This window comes from Microvirga sp. 3-52, from assembly GCF_018383585.1.
GTDB lineage: Bacteria > Pseudomonadota > Alphaproteobacteria > Rhizobiales > Beijerinckiaceae > Microvirga.
In genome coordinates this window covers 38,314-58,403 of record NZ_JAHAMK010000026.1, presented here as the reverse complement: position 1 = coordinate 58,403, position 20,090 = coordinate 38,314, and the positions used below count along the sequence as shown (strand labels likewise).

Genomic DNA, 20,090 nt, shown 5'->3' with positions numbered 1-20,090 from the left:
TTTATCATGATGTATTAGGCGCAAAAAAAGACGGGCTCATGAGCCCGTCTAAGGTGCCGGCCAATGCACAAGGGGAATGCGGGGAGGACCAGGAGGCCGGTGCTTTAAGAACGCCCTATCGAAATCAAATGTTCCCGGCTTTTTTATCCCTCTTTTTATTCGTCATTCCTGCAGAAGAAGACAGGAACATCAAAGATATGGTCGCGTTGTTTTTTCGAATTGCAGAGCTGAGACAGCGGGAGAGAGGGATGTTCCGTACACCTGTGGCTTTGGTCGGACTGGCTGGGGCTTTCTTCGTGGCCGGTAGCTTCGCCCCCGCTTCTTTCAGCATGTCTCCCTTGGCGCAATCCGGGTCGCTGCCCTTCGAAACGTCCATGTCGACAAAAGGTGACCGCGTGGCTGCGCCTGTTCCTGCGCGCAATCCGAACGCGGTGTCGATCGTGGAACTGATCGGGGTGGCCAATGCTGCGGTGATCCTGCGGGACCATGATGGAAAGGTGCTCTACAGGTCGGATCCGCGCACCGGGATCACGTCCTTCGCGCGGGATACGGATCTGCCGGTCGTGACCTTGAAGGAAGAGGTGCAGGGTCCGGTGGCGCAGCACCCCGCTCGCCGTCAGGAGGGCAACGAAACTCCGCAGGAACAGAAGCCGAAGAGCCGCAATCCGGTCGGCTGCATGGGCGATGTCAGCCCCCTTGCCAAGGCGAGTGCCAATCGGATGCCGAGCCTCTGTCTAGCACTTCTGGAACAGTCGCTGATCTGAAGCCTGCCAGTGACCGGCATGGATCAAAGTCAACCCATTGTTCCCTTGCCATTGTTCCCGTGCATGCCAGGCGCCGGCCTTCCCGTTCTCATCCAATTGTTCGATTGAATGAAGCCATCGGGTTCCAGAGCTGGCTCGCTCGCCCCACTTTCCTCTGCTGGAACCAACCGACTGAAAAGTAGTTGCCATTATTAGCGTGATTGTTGCTGCTTGTCGGTCGGCAGGTGGCAGGGTGCTTTGTTGTTCTGGAATATTAACAAGTATTCATATCAAAGTTCAGCAATATAGATCCCGATAACATTGACTTGATCGAGTCGATATTCGGAACGGTCGCTGATGCTGTGCGTTACACCCCCGCGCACTTCGGTGCACAAAGCGATTTTAATGGATCCTCAGGAGAAATATACAATGCTGAAGAAGCATATGGCAGCTTGCCTTGTAGTGACGGCTTTCGCGGCTGCGCCGGCCCTTGCACAAACTTCATCTCCGTCGGCTCCGACCGACCGCCCGGCCGCTTCGGGTTCCGGGTCGACGACCACGGGCTCGCCGGCCATGCAGCCAGGTGCTTCCGGTTCGTCCGCCACGGGACAGTCTTCGACCACCATGGGCCAGAACAGCGCCATGTCCGGTCAGTTCATGACCAAGATGGAAACGAACCAGATCATGGCTTCCGATCTGATCGGCACCCGCGTGGTCAGCGCGAACAACGAGTCGATCGGCGACATCAATGACGTGATCGTGGATCGTAACGGTCAGGTCATGGCCGCCGTCGTCGGCGTGGGCGGCTTCCTTGGAATCGGCGAAAAGGACGTTGCCGTTCCGTTCAAGTCGCTGGAGTTCGCGAGCGCCCAGCAGGCTCAGGCGATGGACAGCAGCAGCAGCGGCAACAACGCCGTGAACACCACGGGCTCGACGACCGCGACGGGTTCGACCGCCACGACCGGCAACACCGCCACGACCGGCACGGGCTCGGCTGGCTCGACCAGCACGGCGGCGAACACCGCGTCGAGCAATCAGAACCAGCCCGAACGCGTCGTCCTTCGCATGACGAAGGCTGAGCTCCAGGCTGCCCCGGCCTTCGATGAGGATGGCGACAACAATGCCAACCGCTCGACGACCGGCACGACGGGCACCACGACGGCTCCGAAGCAGTAATCGGGACAACGGTTCCNCCCCGGCCTTCGATGAGGATGGCGACAACAATGCCAACCGCTCGACGACCGGCACGACGGGCACCACGACGGCTCCGAAGCAGTAATCGGGACAACGGTTCCTGTTGAGAGACGGCGCCTGAGGAAACTCAGGCGCCGTTCCGTTTATCTGGGTGCCGGCTACCTGATCCCAAAATAAAAGGCGCAGCTGAATTAGCTGCGCCTCGAAGGTGCCAGTCCAAGGGGGCATTCGGACCGGTTGAAGTCCTAACGCCGTACTACCGAGCCGGTTCCCGAAAAAGTCCGGGAAAGTTTGTCCTGCCCGGCGTCGCGCGGGCCAGACGTCTTGCCGCACGGAACCGGTGATTTGCGCATACGTTGCCGTTTCAAGCGCAATGCGGAGGGAATGACGATGACCGCGACGAATGAACTGGATGCGGTGCTTTGCCAGGAAGAGCTTCCGGACGAGTTTTCCCGACTCGCTTCGAGCTCCTCCCCGAGAGACAAGCCGTCGGTGGCCTCCATGCTCAGCGGCATCATTCCCGTCTGCAGTGAGGACGAAGTAACCTGTCCCCTTTTGCTGAGGCGGCATCTGCTCGTCCCGGCATTGCCCCATGTGGTGCCGACGGCAAGCATTCCCCGTATCTAAGGTTCGTCTATTGATGGTTGAAGTATCCTCGTACCCGACAACTTCTGGCTCGATCGCGTTCCTGCTTCATCCGAGCATGGTTCCGGTCACCGACGTGTTCCGGTCGCTCAGCAGTCTTGAGGATCAATACGATCTGTCTCTTCTCGATGGGCCGGAGCAGGGGTTGACCGTTTATACCCAGCCCGAAGCGGCCAAGGGCATCGTATCGGACGCCTTGCTGCTGGCCTTCGCTTTGACCCGGCAGCGGGGAGGCCGGCCGTTTCTCCATAGACCTCTCGGATCCCGTCATGGGAGCGTGGACGAATATTGCCTGCTGGCGTTGATCGGTTCCTTGGGCCATGCCGCGGCGGACGTCGCCCTTGAGGCCGCCGCATACCTGGACATCGCATCGTTTGATGCGGTGGTGCCGCTGGTTGGGGAAATCGTTCGCCAGATGGACAGCGGGGCGCTTGTTTTCGAGCCTCCGAGCCTGTCCGACTTCAGGGCCATGATGAGCCGTGAATCGTCCAAGGAGGTCCTCGTTGAGGCCAATTCGGGCAGGGCGGAGTTCAACTTCAGGAATTAGACGCCATCCGATCGAGCTGAAATATCCTGCCTGCCTGTGAAGAGCCGTCGTAACCGGCTGTTCAATGCCTCTCCCTGCTGCCACGATAGGCCCGCCGCAACCTGTTCTTCCGGAAAACCGAATGACCCTCTTCGGGCGTAGCGCGTGAGTCGCATCGCAGCCTTCACCCTGATGGCGCTCATCTGGGGCTTGACGTGGCTCCCGATGAAAGTGGCCTCGGAGGTCGTTCCGCCGATCTTTCTCGCGGCGATGCGCTTTCTGCTTGCAGGGCCCTGCTTTCTAGCGGTTGCGATGGCACAGGGCCTGTCCCTGCGGTCCAGCCAGTTCGGCCGCATCGTCGTTGCCTCTCTCCTAATCACCACGGGCTGCTACAGTTTCCTGTTCTGGGGCGTCGCAAGAGCTCCCAGCGGCCTGTCCGCGATCGTGAACCTGTCGTTGATGCCCATCTTCCTCGTGATTATCGGTGCCCTCTACGGCCAGGAGCGCATCACGATGCGGCGGGTCGGCGCCATCGGCCTCGGGATTCTGGGGCTCGTCCTTCTGTTCTCCGGTCGATCGAGCGCGACCCAGAGCGGTCCGATGCCAATCGTCGGTCTCGTCGCGGTTGCAATTGGAACGGTGTCCTACGCCTGGGGTTCGGTGATCAGCCGACCGCTGACCCTTTCCATGCCGCCCCTGGTGCTCGCCTTCTGGCAGAGCCTGATCGGTGGAATGGCGCTCGTTCCTGTTTCCCTCTTCATCGAAGGATACGATCCCGCGCATTTCACCGGGCTTTCCGATGCAAGAGCCATCTTCGGCCTGAGCATTCTGGTATTGGGAGGGTCGCTGATCGCGTTCTGGATCTATCTTGGGCTCGTGCGCGACTGGGGCGCCTTTCGGGCCGGGCTCTATGCCTTCGTCAGCCCGATCATCGCCGTTGCCGTCGGGGTGGTTTACGCGGATGAGCCGTTCGGTTGGGCCGAGGGTCTCGGCATGGGAATCATGCTGGCCGCGACGGCTCTATCTCTCTCGGAAAAGAAGATCATGGAGCCGGCGGCATCCGGGTGAGGTGCGATGGGATCTCATCTAGAATTCATAAGTAAAGGGGCCGCTCAGCGGCCCCTAAACCAGTATGCATCAGAAATAAACTATTCCTGGTTGCCACGCGTGTTGCCCGAGGCCTGACCGCCTTTGCGGCCGGCTTCGGAGGCGAGTTCGCGATCCTGAGAGAAGGACCTCTTCTCGGCGGGAACGCTCTTGCCGCCCTTGCTCGCAATTTCCCGCTGCCGGTCAGAGTCCATCGACGCGAAGCCACGCTTCGAGGTCGAACTACCTGGCGTCATTTATGCCTCCTTATCGAATCGTGTCCGTGCTTCTTCAACCGCTCTCGGATTCGATGGTTCCGATATGGAAGAGGGAACCGTTGCAAAAAATTCCATGAAAATATTCATTCACTTCCAATTGTTAAGCTTAGCGCAATCGCTTAAGCCGGATAAACGTGGCAACATCTTGTTCATGGGAATATGAACCAAGAAGGTACTTGCTTTGTCGCACGCTGGCGAGCGGTTCTATTTGCGAATAAATAGGCTTCTGTGCCCGTCGTCTGATCTCGAGACCCAGGAACGCTGCGGTCTCGGCTGGAGACAACCTTCAACAAAGGATCAGGGCTGCGGATGCGAGTGCCGATCTGGAGAGATGATTGTCCGCCCGGATCGGTATAAAAGATGATCGGTATAAAAGATTCTGCGCAGGAGTTCCTTCGGGAGCGCCCAGGATGATGGCTCAGGACGAGAGGGCGGGATGACCTACGACGACAACAACGTGTTCGCGAAGATCTTACGCGGTGAGCTTCCATGCCAGAAGGTCTACGAGACGGATCGCGTGCTCGCCTTCATGGACGTCATGCCGCGCAGCGACGGGCACGTGCTTGTCATTCCCAAGACCAAGGCCCGCAACCTCCTCGATGTCGATCCCGACGATCTAGCCGAACTGGCGAAGGCGGTGCAGATCGTCGGGAAGGCCGCCAAGAAAGCGCTTTCCGCCGATGGCCTGACGATCCAGCAGTTCAACGAGAGCGCGGGCGGGCAGGTGGTCTTCCACATCCACTTCCATGTGCTCCCCCGTTTCGAAGGGGTGGCGCTGAAGCCCCATACGGGTCAGATGGAGAAGCCTGAGGTGCTGGCGGATTTCGCTGCGAAGATCCGCGCCGAGCTGCCGGCGGCGTGACCGGGATCGGCGAAGGATTGCGATCTCATCGCGCCATGTCATCACCGGCCTTGTGCCGGTGATCCCGATGACTTGAAGTGATGCGCCTTTCAAATCGGGATGGCCGGGACAAGCCCGGCCCTGACGTGGAGTGAGGAGATCCCGTCAAACGTTCACGGTGGCCCAGGGTCAGTCCGCCCAATCGAGAGAGCGGGCGATGGCCTTGTCCCAGACGGCGTTCAGCCGCTCGCGACGAGACGCACCCATGGCCGGTGTCCAGCGCTTATCGATGGCCCAATTGCTGACCAGTTCGTCCGTTCCGCTCCAGAACCCCGTCGCCAGTCCGGCCGCATAGGCCGCTCCGAGAGCCGTGGTCTCGATCACCTTGGGGCGCACCACGGGAACGTTCAGGATATCGGCCTGGAACTGCATCAGAAGCTCGTTGATGACCATGCCGCCGTCCGTGCGCAGTTCCTTGACGGTGATCCCGGTATCCTTGGCCATCGCATCGAGCACTTCGCGGGTCTGGAAGGCGGTGGCCTCGAGCGCCGCGCGGGCGATGTGGCCCTTGTTGGCGAAGCGCGTCAGGCCGCCGATCAGGCCGCGGGCATGGGAGTTCCAGTGCGGCGCATAGAGGCCTGAAAAGGCCGGAACGATGGTCACGCCGCCATTGTCCTCGACGCCACGGGCGAGGGTTTCGATCTCGGTGCTGTTCTGGATCAGTCCGAGATTGTCCCGCAGCCATTGCACGAGGGCGCCGGCGATCGCGATCGAGCCCTCCAGGGCATAGACGGTCTTTCCCTGGCCGAAGCGGTAGCCCACGGTGGTGAGCAGGCCGCATTTCGAAGGGTAGGGGGTCTCCCCGGTGTTCATGAGCATGAAGCAGCCGGTGCCATAGGTGTTCTTGGCCTCGCCCTGCTGGAAGCAGGCCTGCCCCACGAGGGCCGCCTGCTGGTCGCCGAGAATGCCCGCGATGGGAACGCCCGCGAGGCCGTCGGTCACCACGCCATAGACCTCGCTCGACGAGCGGATCTGCGGCAGGCATGCCCTCGGGATGTCGAAGAGTCCCAGGATCTCCTCGTCCCAGTCGAGGCTATGGAGGTTCATGAGCTGCGTGCGGCTGGCATTGGTCACATCGGTGATGTGGCAGCCGCCATCGACGCCGCCGGTCAGGTTCCAGACCAGCCAGGTGTCGATATTGCCGAACAGCACGTCTCCGACCGCTGCCTTCTCCCGGGCGCCCGGCACATTGTCGAGGAGCCAGCGCAGTTTCAGCCCTGAGAAATAACTCGCCAGCGGCAGGCCGGTCTTGTCGCGGAGGCGATCATGACCGCCGTCCCGCGCGAACTCCTCGACGATGGAATCGACGCGGGTGTCCTGCCAGACGAGAGCGTTGTGAAGCGGCTTGCCGGTGCGCTTGTCCCAGATCAGGGTCGTCTCGCGCTGGTTGGTGATGCCGATGGCGGCGAGGTCCTGAGGCTTCAAGCCCTTCCTGGCCAGCGCCTGCCCGATCACCTCCTGCGTGTTCCGCCAGATCTCGAGCGGGTCGTGCTCCACGTAGCCGGCCTTGGGGTAGATCTGCTCGTGTTCCTTCTGGCCGACCGAAACGATCGTTCCGGCCCTGTCGAACACGATGAAGCGCGAGCTGGTCGTGCCCTGATCGATGGCGCCGACGTATTGAGCCATGTCCTTCCCCAAACCTTATTGCGCGGCGACCGACGCCACTTTTTTCTTGGCCAAATAGGCATCGATCTTGGCCGCAGCGTCAACCGGCACATGCAGTCCGAGCTTGGAGCGGCGCCAGAGGATGTCCTCGGCCGTGCGCGCCCATTCGCGGCGCATGAGATAATCGACCTCGGCCGCCGTCAGCCCGGCGCCGAAATCCTCACCGAGATCGGCAAGCGACGTCGCGGAGCCCAGGAGCTCTTCCATCCGCGTGCCGTAGGCCCGCGCCAGGCGATGGGCGAGGTGCTCGGGCAGGAAGGGCCAGCGCTGGCGTACATTGGCGAAGAAGCGGTCGAAATCCGCATCCGGCATGTCGCCGCCCGGCATCTTCGCCTTCTCGGTCCAGGACGGTTTCATGGTCGGGAAGTAGGGCTTCAACTCGTCGAGGGCGTGCTCGGCGAGCTTGCGGAAGGTGGTGATCTTGCCGCCGAAGATCGACAGCACCGGCGCCTGACCCTGCGGGGCGTCCATGTCGAACACGTAATCGCGGGTCACCGCGGAGGCGTTGCTCGAGCCGTCGTCGAAGAGCGGGCGCACGCCGGAATAGGTCCACACCACTTCCGCCGGCGTGACCTGGCGCTTGAAGAAGTGGTTCACGACGTTGCACAGATACTGGATCTCGTCCTGGCTGATCTCGACCTTCTTGTCGGGGACCGACTCGACCGGAATGTCCGTGGTGCCGATCAGGGTGAACTTCTCCTGGTACGGAATTGCGAAGACGATCCGCTTGTCCGTATTCTGGAGAATGAAGGCTTCCTTGGTGTCGAAGAGCTTAGGCACCACGATGTGGCTGCCCTTCACCAGGCGCACGTTCTTGGTGGTGTTGAGACCGAGCTTGGCATTGAGCACATCGGCCACGAAGGGGCCGCCGGCGTTGACGATGACCTTCGCGCGCACGTCCTGCGTCTCGCCGGTCTCCGCGCTCTGCAGGGTGGCCACCCAGGTCTGGCCCTCGCGGCGGGCGGAAACAAGCTTGGTGCGCACCCGGATGTCGGCGCCCTTCTCGAAGGCGTCGAGGGCGTTGAGGGCCACCATGCGGCTGTCCTCGACCCAGCAGTCGGAATAGACGAAGGCCGTGTCGAAGCCGGGCTTGAGAGCTTGGCCGGCGGGGTGCCGGGTGAGCTTGATGCCTTCTGTTCCGGGCAGTTTCTTGCGCGGTGCCAGATGGTCGTACATGAACAGGCCGAGCCGCACGAACCAGGCCGGTCGGATGCCCTTCTCGTGAGGCAGAATGAAGCGCAGGGGCCAGATGATGTGGGGGGCGGATTCCAGCAGGCGCTCGCGCTCGAACAGGGCCTCGCGCACCAGCCGGAACTCGTAATATTCGAGATAGCGGAGGCCGCCATGGATCAGCTTGGTTGAGGCGGAGGAGGTATATCCGGCGAGATCGCCCTGCTCGCAGAGCACCACCGAGAGGCCCCGGCCCACGGCATCGCGTGCGATGCCCGCGCCGTTGATGCCGCCGCCCACAATCAGAAGATCAGTCACTGTCGTCACGGAACGCGTCTTTCCTTGCAACCCGGATACCCCGAACCCCTGCACATGATTTCTTTAGCCGTCTAAAGCAAGTGGATTCTTTTATGGATCTCAGGGCTCCTTTGCCAAGGCGAGGTTTAGCATGAAAGCCCCGAAGGCGCACACGGCCATTCCCAAGCACAGCAGCACGACGGCGTCATAACTGCCCTGCCAGGCCCAGAGGGCCCCGAAGGCGAAAGGGGCGCCCGCCATGGCGATCCGGACGGGCATGGCGATCATGCCCTGGATCGCCCCGTAATCCTCCCGGCCGAACAGCTCCGGCGGCAGGAGGGCGCGCACGATGGTGAGCATGCCGTTGGCCGCGCCATAGAGGCCTGCGAATCCCAGTATCAGCCAGGATCCGGCCGGGACGAAAGGCAGGAGAGCGAAGGCGAGGACGCTCAGGGCCATGGTGGCGACCCCGATCCCTCGCAGGCTCATGGCGCGCTCGCCGAACCCGGTCAGGAACCGTGCGGCGACCTGGGCCGGACCGATCACGGTATAGGCCACCACGGCGGCATCGATGGTGAAGCCCCTCTCGAGCAGGATCGGGATCAGATGGACCGGGATCCCCGTGGAAATGATCCCCTGCAGGACACTCGTGACGACGAACAGCCAGAAGGCCGGATTGGCGAGCACGCGGCGGGGATCGGACGCAGGCCGGGTGGCGGCGGGCGTCTCGCGGCCATGCTTGGGGCGGACCGGCGCAGCCGGAATGCTCGATGCATGCAGCACGGCGCAGATTGCCAAGTTCAGGGCGGCCAGCACGAGCAGCGCGCCACGCCAGCCATAGGCCTCGATCAGCACATGGGTGAGGGGGATGAAGACCGTGCTGGCGAAGCCGCCGACGAGGGTCATGATGGTGATCCCGCGGCGGGTCAGAAGGCCGAGCCGGGATGCCAGAACCGCAAAGCCCGGTTCGTAGAACACGGCGCTCATGGCCGCTCCGATGCCGAGCCATATCAGCAGGAAGGCCAGGTAATGGTCCGTCCAGGCCCAGAGTCCGAGGAAAACGGCGGCGAGAATCGAGCCGCCCGTCATCACGGCCCGGCCATAGCCCCGGTCGATCAGCCGGCCGACCGGAACCGCGAAGAAGGCGGAGGAGACGAGGGCCAGGGAATAAGCGGCGGTCAGGGCCGTCTTCGACCATCCCAGCTCCCGCTCCATGGGCTCGATGATGAGCGCGAAGGCGTAGAAGAGCGTCCCGTAGGAGATCAGCTGGGTGAACGAGAGGGCCGAGACGAAGCGCCAGGGCATGGAGCCGGAGGGAGACATTCTCGCTTTATGTCAGGCCTTGCGGTTGACGGATAGGTTTTTAGCCTCCATATGCACAGCAGGCGACGGCGCTCGACCATCGAGCAGCTTGAGCGGGACTGCGTGACGGATAATCGCGAAACGGCGAAGACCCCGGTCCCCTTCTTCAATCGCTCAATCATACGACGGCCCCATCACGCGGGCTCTCGCCTTAAAGAGCCCTGAAGCGCCTTTGCTTTATCAAGCCGAACCTGCTTTGCGGCTCACCGCATCCGTTCGAAAGACATCCACTTTGACACTCTTCACCGATTTCGGATTGGCCCAGCCGATCCTGAAGGCCTTGACTGCCGAGGGCTATGAGAAGCCAACGCCGATCCAGGCCCAGACCATTCCCTATGCCATGGAAGGCCATGACGTCTGCGGCATCGCCCAGACCGGCACCGGCAAGACGGCCGCCTTCGCGCTGCCGATCCTGCATCGCCTGAACGCGAACCCGAAGCCGCGCCGGGCCAAGAGCCCCCGCGTGCTCGTGCTCAGCCCGACCCGTGAGCTCGCCAGCCAGATCGCCGACAGCTTCCGCGCCTATGGCCGCAACCTCAGGCTCACCACCGAGGTGGTGTTCGGCGGGGTCACCATCTCCCGCCAGGAGAAGGCGCTGGCCAATGGCGTCGACGTGCTCGTCGCCACGCCCGGCCGCTTGATCGACCTCATCGACCGCAGGGCCTTGAGCCTGCGTGAGATCGAGATCCTCGTCCTCGATGAGGCCGACCAGATGCTCGACCTCGGCTTCATCCATGCGCTCAAGCGCATCGTGACCCTGCTGCCGAAGGAGCGCCAGAGCCTGTTCTTCTCGGCCACCATGCCGAAGACGATCTCGACGCTGGCCGATTCCTTCCTGCGCAATCCCGCCAACGTGGCCGTCACGCCGGTGGCAACCACCGCCGAGCGCGTCGAGCAGAGCGTGATCTTCGTGCAGACCGGCCGCAAGCAGGTCCTGCTCGAAACGCTCCTGCGCGATCCGTCCATCGAACGCGTCCTCGTCTTCACCCGCACCAAGCACGGCGCGGACAAGGTGGTGCGCGGCCTCGACAAGGCCGGCATCGCAGGGGCGGCCATTCACGGCAACAAGTCCCAGCCGCAGCGCGAGCGTGCGCTTGCTGGATTCCGGGACGGCTCGTGCCGGGTGCTTGTGGCGACCGACATCGCCGCACGCGGCATCGACGTCGAGGGCGTGAGCCACGTCATCAACTATGACCTCCCGAACGTGCCGGAATCCTACGTCCACCGCATCGGCCGCACGGCCCGCGCGGGAGCGACCGGACTCGCGATCTCGTTCTGCAACGACGAGGAAAAGGCTTACCTCAAGGACATCGAGAAGCTGACCCGCCTGAAGGTGCCGGTCATGCCGCTGCCTGAGGGTCTTCCTGCTGCTCCTGCCGGTGGCGAGACCTCCGAGCGTCGCGAACCGCAGCGCGGACGTCCCGCTCCCCATGCCCGCGGGCATCAGGGACATGGCCAGTCGCGCAGCGCCGATCCGAATGCCGAGCGCGGCCCCAAGCGTCGTCGCGGCCGCGGCAAGCCCGGCGGCAATGCTCAGCCGCAGGGCGGACAGCCTGCCGGCAACCAGCAGAGGCCGGCCCAGGGCCAGCGTCCCGCACAGGGACAGCGGCCCGCTCAAGGAAAGCCTGCGTCGGGCCGTCAGGACGGACGCCGGGGCGACGGAGCCCAGGTGGCCTGGCTCGAAAAAAGCCCGCGCCGCCGCTAAGGCATGACGACAGAAAAGGCGCCGCAAGGCGCCTTTTTTCGTTGGGAGACTCAACGATCTTCCCTCTCCCTTGCGGGGAGGGCTAGGGTGGGGGTGCTGGCGCTGAGCTGGACCAGTGTGGCGCTCACGCCCCCGCCTCCAACTCCTCCCCACGAGGAGGAGGGCTCATTGCGCTAATCTTGTCACCAAATGACGGGCCCTGGATGTGACCAACAAGTCCAGATCTGGCATAGAACCCGCTGTAACATCCGAGCTCCGAGGAGACATCGCCTAATGGCCAAACGGGCCGGAAGCGCCGACTTGCCGCTGCATTCCGGCCATGTGCCGAAATGGCTGGCCGACCGGATGACGCGCCTCGGCGGCGTGGTGAGCGAGGCCATCGTGCACCATTACGGCCGGGACGAGCTGCTGCGCCGGCTCGCCCATCCGTTCTGGTTCCAGTCGTTCGGAGCCGTGATGGGGATGGACTGGCATTCCTCCGGCATCACCACCAGCGTCATCGGCGCCTTGAAGCGCGGGCTGACGCCCCTGTCGAAAGAGCTCGGAATCCATGTCTGCGGTGGGCGCGGGCGGCACTCGCGGCAGACGCCTCACGAACTGGTTTCCATCGGCGAGCGCGTCGGTTTCGACGGAATGGCACTCGCGAATGCCAGCCGGCTGGTGGCGAAGGTCGACAGCGCCGCCATCCAGGATGGCTTCGACCTCTACCTCCATGGCTTCATCGTCACCGACGACGGCAAATGGGCGGTCGTCCAGCAAGGGATGAACGATGGGCGCCGGCAGGCGCGCCGCTACCATTGGCTGTCCGAGGATCTCGAAAGCTTCGTCGACGAACCGCACACGGCCATCGACGGCGTCGGCCAGGGCACGATCGTCAATCTCACCGACCGGCGGGCCGAGGCATCACGCCGGGCTCAGATCGAGATCCTGGACACCCTGGGACCCGACGGTGTCGCCCGCAAATTCCTGGCGCTCGAGCAGCGCGAAGCGGATACGGCGCCGGCCGTGAGCCCGCAGCCCCTGCTGCCCCATCTGGTGATGCCGGAGCATCACGACGTTCGACCGAAGGACGTGGTGCTGCGCCGCCTGCACGGGAGCCTCGCGGCGGCGGCCGATCGCGGGGCTGCGGATTTTCCCGATCTGCTGATGACCCCCGGCGTGGGGCCGCGCACCGTGCAGGCTCTCGCCATGGTGGCGGAAGTCGTCCATGGCACGCCCTGCCGGTTCAGCGACCCGGCCCGCTTCTCCTTCGCCCATGGCGGCAAGGACCGGCACCCGTATCCGGTGCCGGTGCGGGTCTATGATGAAACCATCCGGGTGCTGAAATCGGCGGTCCAGAAGGCGATGCTCGGGCAGCAGGAGGAGCTTTTCGCCCTCAGGCGTCTGGACGACCAGGCCCGCCAGCTGGAGCGCCACGCCACGGGGCCCGATGTGGAGGAGCATATCCGGCAGGAGCGGGCGACGTCGCATTCCTATGGCGGCCGCTCGATCTTCGGAGACGAGCCGCCGCCGGACGGGACCGCTTAACGCTGCGCCTTCTGCAGCAGGGTCTTGTCGAGCATCACGTGGACGCCCTTGTTGCCGTTGACCACCTGCGTGATCCGCAGATCCGCCGCGAGGCTGCACAAAGCGTAGGCTTCCGCCTTAGTGATGCCGGTGCGGGCGACGATCAGGTCGATCATGTCGCGCAGGGCAATGACGACGCAGTCGTCGAGATCCGGATCGAACGCCATGGTCATGACGTGCGTGGGAGTCTCGGCCAGGGGCCAAGTGAGATGCATGTCCTCGCGCAGATGGAGCTCGAACGTGCCGATCAGACCGGTTTCGATGGCCGTCACGCAGACCTCGCCGTCGCCCTGGACCCCATGTCCGTCACCGACGGAGAACAGGGCGCCATCCACATGGACCGGCAGGTAGAGGGTCGTTCCCGCGACGAGTTCCTTGTTGTCGAGATTGCCTCCGTTGCGGCGAGGCGGCAGGGTGCTGAGCGCGCCCCAGGGCGCGGGCGGTGCAACGGCCATGACGCCGAAGAAGGGCCTCAAGGGCAGATCGAGCCCCCATGGCATCCGGCCGGTCATCCGCTCGCGGTCGAGCGGGATGGTCATGAAATGAATCTCGTCGAAATCGTCGGGCAGGGCGCCCTTCTGCGGTGCGGAATAGGTGAAGCCCCAATCGTAATGCAGCTCGATGTCCTTGATGCGCACCTCCAGAACCTGACCGGCCTTGGCGCCGCGCACCGCAACCGGGCCCGTGCAGATATGGCCGGGCAGCTTCGGCTTGAGGGCCGCATGGATGTCCGACAGCGCCTGCGGGATCATGAAGGGGGCCTTCGGCATCGCCTCGGGGCCGCCCGACACGGTCGAGATCGTGACCGTGTCGCCGGAATCGAGCGTCAGCAGCGGTTTGAGGTTCGCATCGAAATAGCCCCAGTGAACGCTCTCGGGGGACGCATCAATCCTGTATTCGGCCACGAAACACCTCCGACACTGCTGAAGGAGGATGTCTCGCATTCCCATGCCTCAAGGGCAACAGATCACCTGCCTAGTGATAAGGATCCGCTGCGTCTCTCAGGCCATCGCCCATGAAGTTGAAGGCGAGCACCACGATCACCACCGGAACCATCGGGAAGAGCAGCCAGGGGTGAAGCTGCACGGCGGCGAGATTCTGCGCCTCGTTGAGCAGCACGCCCCAGCTCGTCACGGGCGGGCGCAGACCCAGCCCTAGGAAGGAGAGGGCCGTTTCGCCGAGGATCATGGAGGGGATCGAAAGGGTCGCCGAGGCGATAAGGTGGCTCATGAAGTTCGGGATGAGGTGGCGGGCGATGATGCGCTGCTTGGAAGCGCCCATCAGCTCAGCCGCCTTCACGAAATCTTCCTCGCGCAGCGAGAGCAGCTTCGAGCGCACGGCCCGCGCCAGGCCCGGCCAGTCGAGAAGGCCGAGGATGATCGTGATGCCGAAGAATACGAGAATCGGACTCCAGTTCGCCGGGAGGGCGGCGGAGAGCGCCAGCCAGAGGGGCAGCTCCGGGAGCGAGCGCAGGATCTCGATCATGCGCTGGATCACGTGGTCGACCCAGCCGCCGAGATAGCCGGCGAGGCCGCCGAAGAAGAGGCCGAGCGTAAAGGACACGGCGATGCCGACAATGCCGATGGTGAGCGAGATCCGCGCGCCATAGATGATACGCGAGAGCAGATCGCGCCCGAGACGGTCGGTGCCGAGCAGGAACATGGTGCCGTTTTCCGGAGGACAGGCGAGATGGAAGTCCATCTCCCACATGCCCCAGAACTGGTAGGCATCGCCCCGGCACAGGAAACGGATCGGCTGAGGCTTCGAGGCGTCGACGGTGTAGACGCGCCGGAAGCTCTCCAGGTCGAAGCTGTAGGTGTAGGGATAGGTGAAGGGCCCGATGAAGCGCCCCTCGTGCATCAGATGAATGCCCTGCGGCGGTGCATAGAGAAAGTCGCCGTGGCGCTTGGTCTGATTGTAGGGCGCGATCACCTCGACGAAGGGCACGAGAGCGTAGAAGGCGAGCAGCACGAAGGCCGCCGCCACCGCCACCCTATGGCGGCGGAACTTCCACCACATCAGCTGCCACGACGAGGCGCGGTAAAAGCTCTCGCTCTCGGCGCCGACGGGCTCGGTCTTGCCGGGATCGAAGGGCGCCGGGTCGACGTAGTGGCGCTTCGAGGGGAGAGCCGTGTTCATCGCCCGCCTCCCATCCGGATCCTCGGATCGAGTCCTGCCAGCAGGAGATCGGAGACCAGCATGCCGACCACCGTGAGCACGGCAACGAACATGAGAATGAAGCCGGCGAGGAACTGGTCCTGGCTTTTCAGCGCACTCAGGAGAATCGGCCCGACCGTCGGCAGGCTCAACACCAGCGAGACCAGAACCGACCCGGACACGAGATGCGGCAGCAGGTTGCCGATATCGGCGATGAAGGGATTGAGCGACATGCGGAAGGGATATTTCAGCAGGGCCTTGGTGGGGCCCAGGCCCTTCGCCTTCGCGGTCACGTAATATTGCTTGCCGAGCTCGTCGAGCAGATTCGCGCGCATCCGCCGGATCATCGCCGCCGTGCCGCCGAGGCCGATCACAATGGTCGGGACCAGGAGATGCGAGAGCAGGGACTGCATCTTGGCCCAGGTCCAAGGCTCGCCCGCATATTGCGCATCGTAGAGCCCGCCGATGGAAACTCCGAACCAGCGGTTCATGTAGTAGAGCAGGATCAGGGCAAGCAGGAAGCTCGGGGTCGCGAGCCCGATATAGCCGATGAAGGTGGCCAGATAATCGCCGATGGAATATTGCCGCGTCGCCGAATAGATCGCGATCGGGATCGAGACGACATGGATGAAGATCACCGCGGCGAAATTGACCAGGAGCGTCAGCCACAGGGCATCGCCGATCACGTCCACGACCGGCTTGTCGTATTCGAACGACCATCCCCAGTCGCCCTGCAGCAAGCCGGAGAATCCGTTCGGTCCGGGCATGACGCCGATCCAGACCAGGTATTGCTGCCAGGCGGGTTTATCGAGGCCGTACTGCTTGATGAGAAACTCCGCCTTCGCGATGGAGGCGGACTCTCCCTGCGCTCTCAGTTCGGCGATCTGATTGGACAGAAAGTCGCCCGGCGGCAGCTTGATGATGAAGAAGACCAGGGCCGAAATGATCAGCAGGGTCACTCCCATGGTGACGATGCGACGCAACAGGAAACGGATCATCGACGGGCCTCTTTGCCGGCGGCTTTGTTCCAGAAGATCTCATCCGGGCGATAGATCCCGATCATGGCCGTCGGTTCCCAGCTGTAGAGCGCTTTGGCCGGAAGTCCGTGCAGGCCATTGCGGACGACGATGGGCTGCAGCGCGCCCGAGATGGTGCCGATGGCCCACTGGTTTTCGGCATGGTTGCGCAGCATCTCGGTCCAGGCGTCCCTCTGGACGTCGCGGTTTCCGGTGTTCATCCAGGTCGTATAGAGGTCGAGAAGGCGCTGGGCCTCCGGCATGTCGACCTGTTCCCCGTTCTTGCCTTTGGTCTCCGCGAACTGGCCCCATTTCGGCCAGGCGTAATTGTCCTGTCGCATGGGGGCAAGCTCGGTCGGCGGCATGATCGCGGTGGGAATTGCATTGTCGAGACCAGGGGCCGCCACCATGACCGTCAGCCCTGCATAGGAGCGGTTGCGCAGAACGGTGCGGTCCTGCGGCTTCACGAAGAGCTTGATGCCGATCTCGCGCCAGAACTCGCCGATCAGGGTCAGGCCATCGACCACGAGGGTGCTCTCGCCGTCGGTTTCGACGATGATCTCCAGCTCGCGCCCATCGGGAAGCAGGCGGATGCCGGCGCCGTTGCGTTTCGTCAGGCCGATCCCGTCGAGCAGACGGGAAGCCTCGCCCGGATTGTAGTCGGCATTGGTCGTGCGCAGCTCCTGTGAGAAGAGCGGGCTTTCCGCCACGATGGTGTTGTTGCCCTCGGTGCCGAGCCCGAAGAGCAGCGCGTTGTTCAAGGTCTTGCGGTCGATGCCGAGCGACAGGGCGCGGCGGAAGCGGATGTCCCGGTTGAGCTGGCGCCAGACGGGATCCACCGTGTTGAGGTTGGGATAAAGGGCCAGCTCGGTGCCGCGCGCATAGGGCCACAGCAGGGTGGAGTAACCCTTTGCCTTCTCGCCCTCCTTCAGAACCGGGATGTCGCTCATGGAAAGGCCGCGGAACAGGAGGTCGAGTTCTCCCGCATTGGCCTTCGCGGCGAAAAGACCGCTCGCCGATACGTCCATGATGAGCCGATCGACGTAAGGCAGCTGCTGCCCTTGTCTGTCGACCCGGTGGTAATAGGGGTTGCGCTCGAAGATGAAGCGGTTGGCCGGTGCCGCCGTGATGACGCGCCAGGGCATGAGCGTGGGGAGGGCAGGGTTGGTCTGCTCCTTCATGTCGTCCACGCGGTTGTGCAAGGCGGCCCAGGATTTCAGCTTCTGCTGCTTCGCCTTTTCGTCGAGTGCGGCTTTATCCGCGTATTTGGCGTGGAACTGCTTGAGATAGGCGGAAGCCCGATAAATGCCCGGATCGAGCGCCCCGGCCAATTGCGGCAGGAAGCGGGGGTTGGGCCTGTCCCAGGTGTAGCGCAACGTCCGCTCATCGAGGATCTCGAAGCGTGGAGGCTTGCCGTCCACCATCATGAACTCGGGCGGTCCGGCCGGCGAGAGATCCGCGTTCTGCGCCACATCCTCCCAATAGTAGCGGAAATCCTCCGTGGTGAAGGGAGAGCCGTCCGACCAGCGATGACCGGGGCGCAGGGTGAATGTGAAAACCCGGTCGTCCTCGTTATCGAACTTTTCCAGGAGATCGGGCTGGAGCTGGAGATTCCTGTCGTAGCCTACGAGCCGCGTATAGGTGAATGTGGAGATGTAGCGGATATCGCGCGGCCGCGGCACCAGGGTGACCATATCGCCGCCATACTGACCCGCTGCGTCGACCACGATGGGCACTTTCGGAAGCCGCTCCGCGAGCGGCGGCAGCTTCTTCTCCTTCAGCTGATCGGCAAAGAAAGGAGCGTCCTTGAAGTCCTGCGCCGCAGCGGGCAGGGCCAGGAAGCCGAGGGCGGCGGCAAGAACGAGCGATCGTGTCCGGATCTTGAGCAGCATCACGCAGCCTCCTGGGCTGTCAGGTGCCCCACGCGAACCTTGTGACCAGGTTCGATCTCTTTCATCAGTCCGAACTCGCCGGGCTTGATGCGGAAGGGCTCGGGCCATTCCGACGGTTGCGAGAAGCGACCGGTTCGTAGCTTGGCGAAATCCAGCGGCCGGTCGATATCCGGATCCGGCACGGCGGCGAGGAGCGCCTGCGTATAGGGATGCACCGGGTTGCGGAAGAGGGAGGATTTCGGCGCCTCCTCGACGATATAGCCCCGGCACATGACCGCGATGGTATCGGCGATGTAGTCCACGACCGCGAGGTTGTGGGAGACGAAGAGATAGGACAAGCCGAGGGCCGATTGCAGGTCCTTGAGCAGGTTGAGCACCTGCGCCTGCACCGACACGTCCAGCGCGGAGACCGGCTCGTCGCAGAGCAGGACGCGCGGCTCGAGGGCGAGCGCACGCGCGATGCCGAGGCGCTGTCGCTGGCCGCCGGAGAAGGAATGCGGATAGCGCCTGAGCGAGCGCTGATCGAGCCCGACCATGTCGAGGAGTTGCTTCACGCGCTCATAGCGCTCGTCCGAGGTGCCGATGTCGTGGATGCGCAGGGGCTCGGTCAGAAGCTCGTAGACCGTCATGCGCGGGTTGAGGGACGAGAACGGATCCTGGAAGATGAACTGTACCGAACGGCGATAGGCGGTCAGCGCATCTCCTTCCAGCTTGTGCACGTCTTTCGGTCCCGTGCCGTCGTCGAAGAGCACGCGGCCCGAATTGGGGTTGAGCGCGCGCATGATGATCTTGGACACGGTGGTCTTGCCGCAGCCGGATTCGCCCACGAGCCCCAGGGTCTTGCCGGCGGGAAGGGCCAGATCGACCTCGCTGACGGCGCGGATGTCCTGCGCCTTGCCGGAGAACCAGCCCGACCGAAGGGTGAAGCATTTGGTGAGGTGTTCGGCCTTCAGGATGGGACCCTTGGGCTGAACGCGCTCAGGCGCGTTGGCCGACGCGAGGGTTGAACTCGTCACCTCCCGGATCGGGGTCAGGCGCTCGTTCTCCTCCATGGCGAAGCGCGGGACTGCGCGCATGAGTGCCTGGAGATAGGCATGCTGCGCGTTGCGGAAGATGTTCTCCCGGGAGCCGGCCTCCATGATCCTCCCGCGATACATCACCACCACCTCGTCGGCCACATTGGCGACGACGCCGAGGTCGTGCGTGATGAGAAGCACCGACATGCCGGTCTCGACCTGAAGCTCCTTGATGAGATCCAGGATCTGCGCCTGCGTGGTTACGTCGAGCGCCGTCGTGGGTTCATCCGCGATCAGCAGGGCCGGGCGGGTGATGAGCGCCATGGCGATCATGGCGCGCTGGCGCAATCCGCCGGAGAGTTCGAACGGGTAGGTCTTCAAGGCGCGCTTCGGATCGGGAAATCCGACCCGGGCCAGCACGTCCATGGTGCTCTGGTTCGCCTTGGCCTGATCCACATCCGAGTGGATCATCAGCGCCTCGGAGATCTGGTCGCCGATGGTGTGCAGCGGGGACAGGGACGTCATCGGCTCCTGAAAGATCATCGCGATGCGTCCGCCGCGCAGAGCGTGCATCGCGTCGCTCTCGGGCGGGAGCGACGCGATGTCGATGGCTGCGCCGCCCCTGGGATCGTTGAACACGATGGAGCCGCTTGTGATCCTGGCCTTCTTCGACAGGATCTGGAGGATGGCTTGCGCCGTCACCGATTTGCCGGAGCCGGACTCGCCGACGAGCGCCACGGTCTTCCCCTTGGGAATGTCGAGCGTCAGGCCGTTGACGGCCCGGAAGTTTCCGGCATCGGTGTTGAAATCAACTGTCAGCTCGCGAACCGACAGGAGTGGCGCTTCCATATGCTCCTCCAGGAACTATGAG

General features: G+C 63.4%; 17 protein-coding genes. 8 read left to right on the top strand and 9 right to left on the bottom strand.

What is annotated here, in order from left to right:
• Positions 1 to 38 precede the first annotated feature (38 nt).
• The 5 genes from KHP60_RS18160 to KHP60_RS18140 all read left to right on the top strand — a co-directional run bounded on the left by KHP60_RS18160 (position 39) and on the right by KHP60_RS18140 (position 4,176).
• Complete coding sequence (locus KHP60_RS18160) at positions 39 to 764, top strand: hypothetical protein (RefSeq protein ID WP_213565741.1); 726 nt, start codon at positions 39 to 41, stop codon at positions 762 to 764.
• A gap of 408 nt (positions 765 to 1,172) precedes the next feature.
• Positions 1,173 to 1,919: a PRC-barrel domain-containing protein gene (locus tag KHP60_RS18155; protein WP_213565740.1), complete on the top strand. Its 747-nt coding sequence runs from the start codon at positions 1,173 to 1,175 to the stop codon at positions 1,917 to 1,919.
• 408 nt (positions 1,920 to 2,327) lie between these two features.
• A complete protein-coding gene (locus tag KHP60_RS18150; protein ID WP_213565739.1) occupies positions 2,328 to 2,564 on the top strand; it encodes a hypothetical protein in 237 nt (78 codons plus the stop codon).
• Between the two features lie 76 nt (positions 2,565 to 2,640).
• Entirely contained in the window at positions 2,641 to 3,129 is a 489-nt protein-coding gene (locus tag KHP60_RS18145) for a hypothetical protein (RefSeq protein ID WP_213565738.1), read from the top strand.
• Positions 3,130 to 3,273: 144 nt separating this feature from the next.
• Complete coding sequence (locus tag KHP60_RS18140; protein WP_311925182.1) at positions 3,274 to 4,176, top strand: EamA family transporter; 903 nt, start codon at positions 3,274 to 3,276, stop codon at positions 4,174 to 4,176.
• Between the two features lie 80 nt (positions 4,177 to 4,256).
• On the opposite strand, the gene KHP60_RS18135 is transcribed toward KHP60_RS18140, so the two are convergent.
• Positions 4,257 to 4,451 (bottom strand): general stress protein, encoded by a 195-nt coding sequence (locus KHP60_RS18135; RefSeq protein ID WP_152712488.1) that lies wholly within the window; start codon positions 4,449 to 4,451, stop codon positions 4,257 to 4,259.
• A gap of 457 nt (positions 4,452 to 4,908) precedes the next feature.
• Between KHP60_RS18135 and KHP60_RS18130 the strand changes: the two genes are divergently transcribed.
• Positions 4,909 to 5,334: an HIT family protein gene (locus KHP60_RS18130; RefSeq protein ID WP_213565737.1), complete on the top strand. Its 426-nt coding sequence runs from the start codon at positions 4,909 to 4,911 to the stop codon at positions 5,332 to 5,334.
• Positions 5,335 to 5,502: 168 nt separating this feature from the next.
• Here KHP60_RS18130 and glpK read toward each other — a convergent pair whose 3' ends face one another.
• The 3 genes from glpK to KHP60_RS18115 all read right to left on the bottom strand — a co-directional run bounded on the left by glpK (position 5,503) and on the right by KHP60_RS18115 (position 9,828).
• Positions 5,503 to 6,999 (bottom strand): glycerol kinase GlpK, encoded by a 1,497-nt coding sequence (gene glpK, locus KHP60_RS18125; protein ID WP_213565736.1) that lies wholly within the window; start codon positions 6,997 to 6,999, stop codon positions 5,503 to 5,505.
• Positions 7,000 to 7,014: 15 nt separating this feature from the next.
• Complete coding sequence (locus tag KHP60_RS18120) at positions 7,015 to 8,535, bottom strand: glycerol-3-phosphate dehydrogenase (RefSeq protein ID WP_213565735.1); 1,521 nt, start codon at positions 8,533 to 8,535, stop codon at positions 7,015 to 7,017.
• A gap of 90 nt (positions 8,536 to 8,625) precedes the next feature.
• Positions 8,626 to 9,828, bottom strand: coding sequence for an MFS transporter (locus KHP60_RS18115; RefSeq protein ID WP_213565734.1), 1,203 nt, complete (start codon positions 9,826 to 9,828; stop codon positions 8,626 to 8,628).
• Between the two features lie 271 nt (positions 9,829 to 10,099).
• On the opposite strand from KHP60_RS18115, the gene KHP60_RS18110 reads away from it, so the two are divergent.
• Together KHP60_RS18110 and KHP60_RS18105 are read left to right on the top strand one after the other, a co-directional pair.
• A complete protein-coding gene (locus KHP60_RS18110) occupies positions 10,100 to 11,572 on the top strand; it encodes a DEAD/DEAH box helicase (RefSeq protein ID WP_213565733.1) in 1,473 nt (490 codons plus the stop codon).
• A 273-nt stretch (positions 11,573 to 11,845) separates the two neighbouring features.
• On the top strand, positions 11,846 to 13,099 hold the full coding sequence (locus KHP60_RS18105; protein ID WP_213565732.1) for a DUF763 domain-containing protein: 1,254 nt from the start codon (positions 11,846 to 11,848) through the stop codon (positions 13,097 to 13,099).
• Here KHP60_RS18105 and KHP60_RS18100 read toward each other — a convergent pair.
• From KHP60_RS18100 to KHP60_RS18080, 5 genes are all read right to left on the bottom strand, one after another.
• Complete coding sequence (locus tag KHP60_RS18100) at positions 13,096 to 14,043, bottom strand: acetamidase/formamidase family protein (RefSeq protein ID WP_213565731.1); 948 nt, start codon at positions 14,041 to 14,043, stop codon at positions 13,096 to 13,098. The genes KHP60_RS18105 and KHP60_RS18100 overlap by 4 nt on opposite strands.
• Positions 14,044 to 14,113: 70 nt before the next feature.
• Positions 14,114 to 15,277 (bottom strand): ABC transporter permease, encoded by a 1,164-nt coding sequence (locus KHP60_RS18095; RefSeq protein WP_213565730.1) that lies wholly within the window; start codon positions 15,275 to 15,277, stop codon positions 14,114 to 14,116.
• The gene (locus KHP60_RS18090; protein WP_213565729.1) at positions 15,274 to 16,293 is read right to left on the bottom strand and encodes an ABC transporter permease; all 1,020 of its coding nucleotides are present in this window, start codon (positions 16,291 to 16,293) and stop codon (positions 15,274 to 15,276) included. The genes KHP60_RS18095 and KHP60_RS18090 overlap by 4 nt, the downstream gene beginning before the upstream one ends.
• Complete coding sequence (locus tag KHP60_RS18085; protein ID WP_213565728.1) at positions 16,290 to 18,203, bottom strand: ABC transporter substrate-binding protein; 1,914 nt, start codon at positions 18,201 to 18,203, stop codon at positions 16,290 to 16,292. Before KHP60_RS18085 ends, KHP60_RS18090 begins: the two co-directional genes overlap by 4 nt.
• Positions 18,203 to 20,068, bottom strand: a complete 1,866-nt coding sequence (locus tag KHP60_RS18080; protein ID WP_213565727.1) for an ABC transporter ATP-binding protein — start codon at positions 20,066 to 20,068, stop codon at positions 18,203 to 18,205. Before KHP60_RS18080 ends, KHP60_RS18085 begins: the two co-directional genes overlap by 1 nt.
• Positions 20,069 to 20,090: the final 22 nt, after the last annotated feature.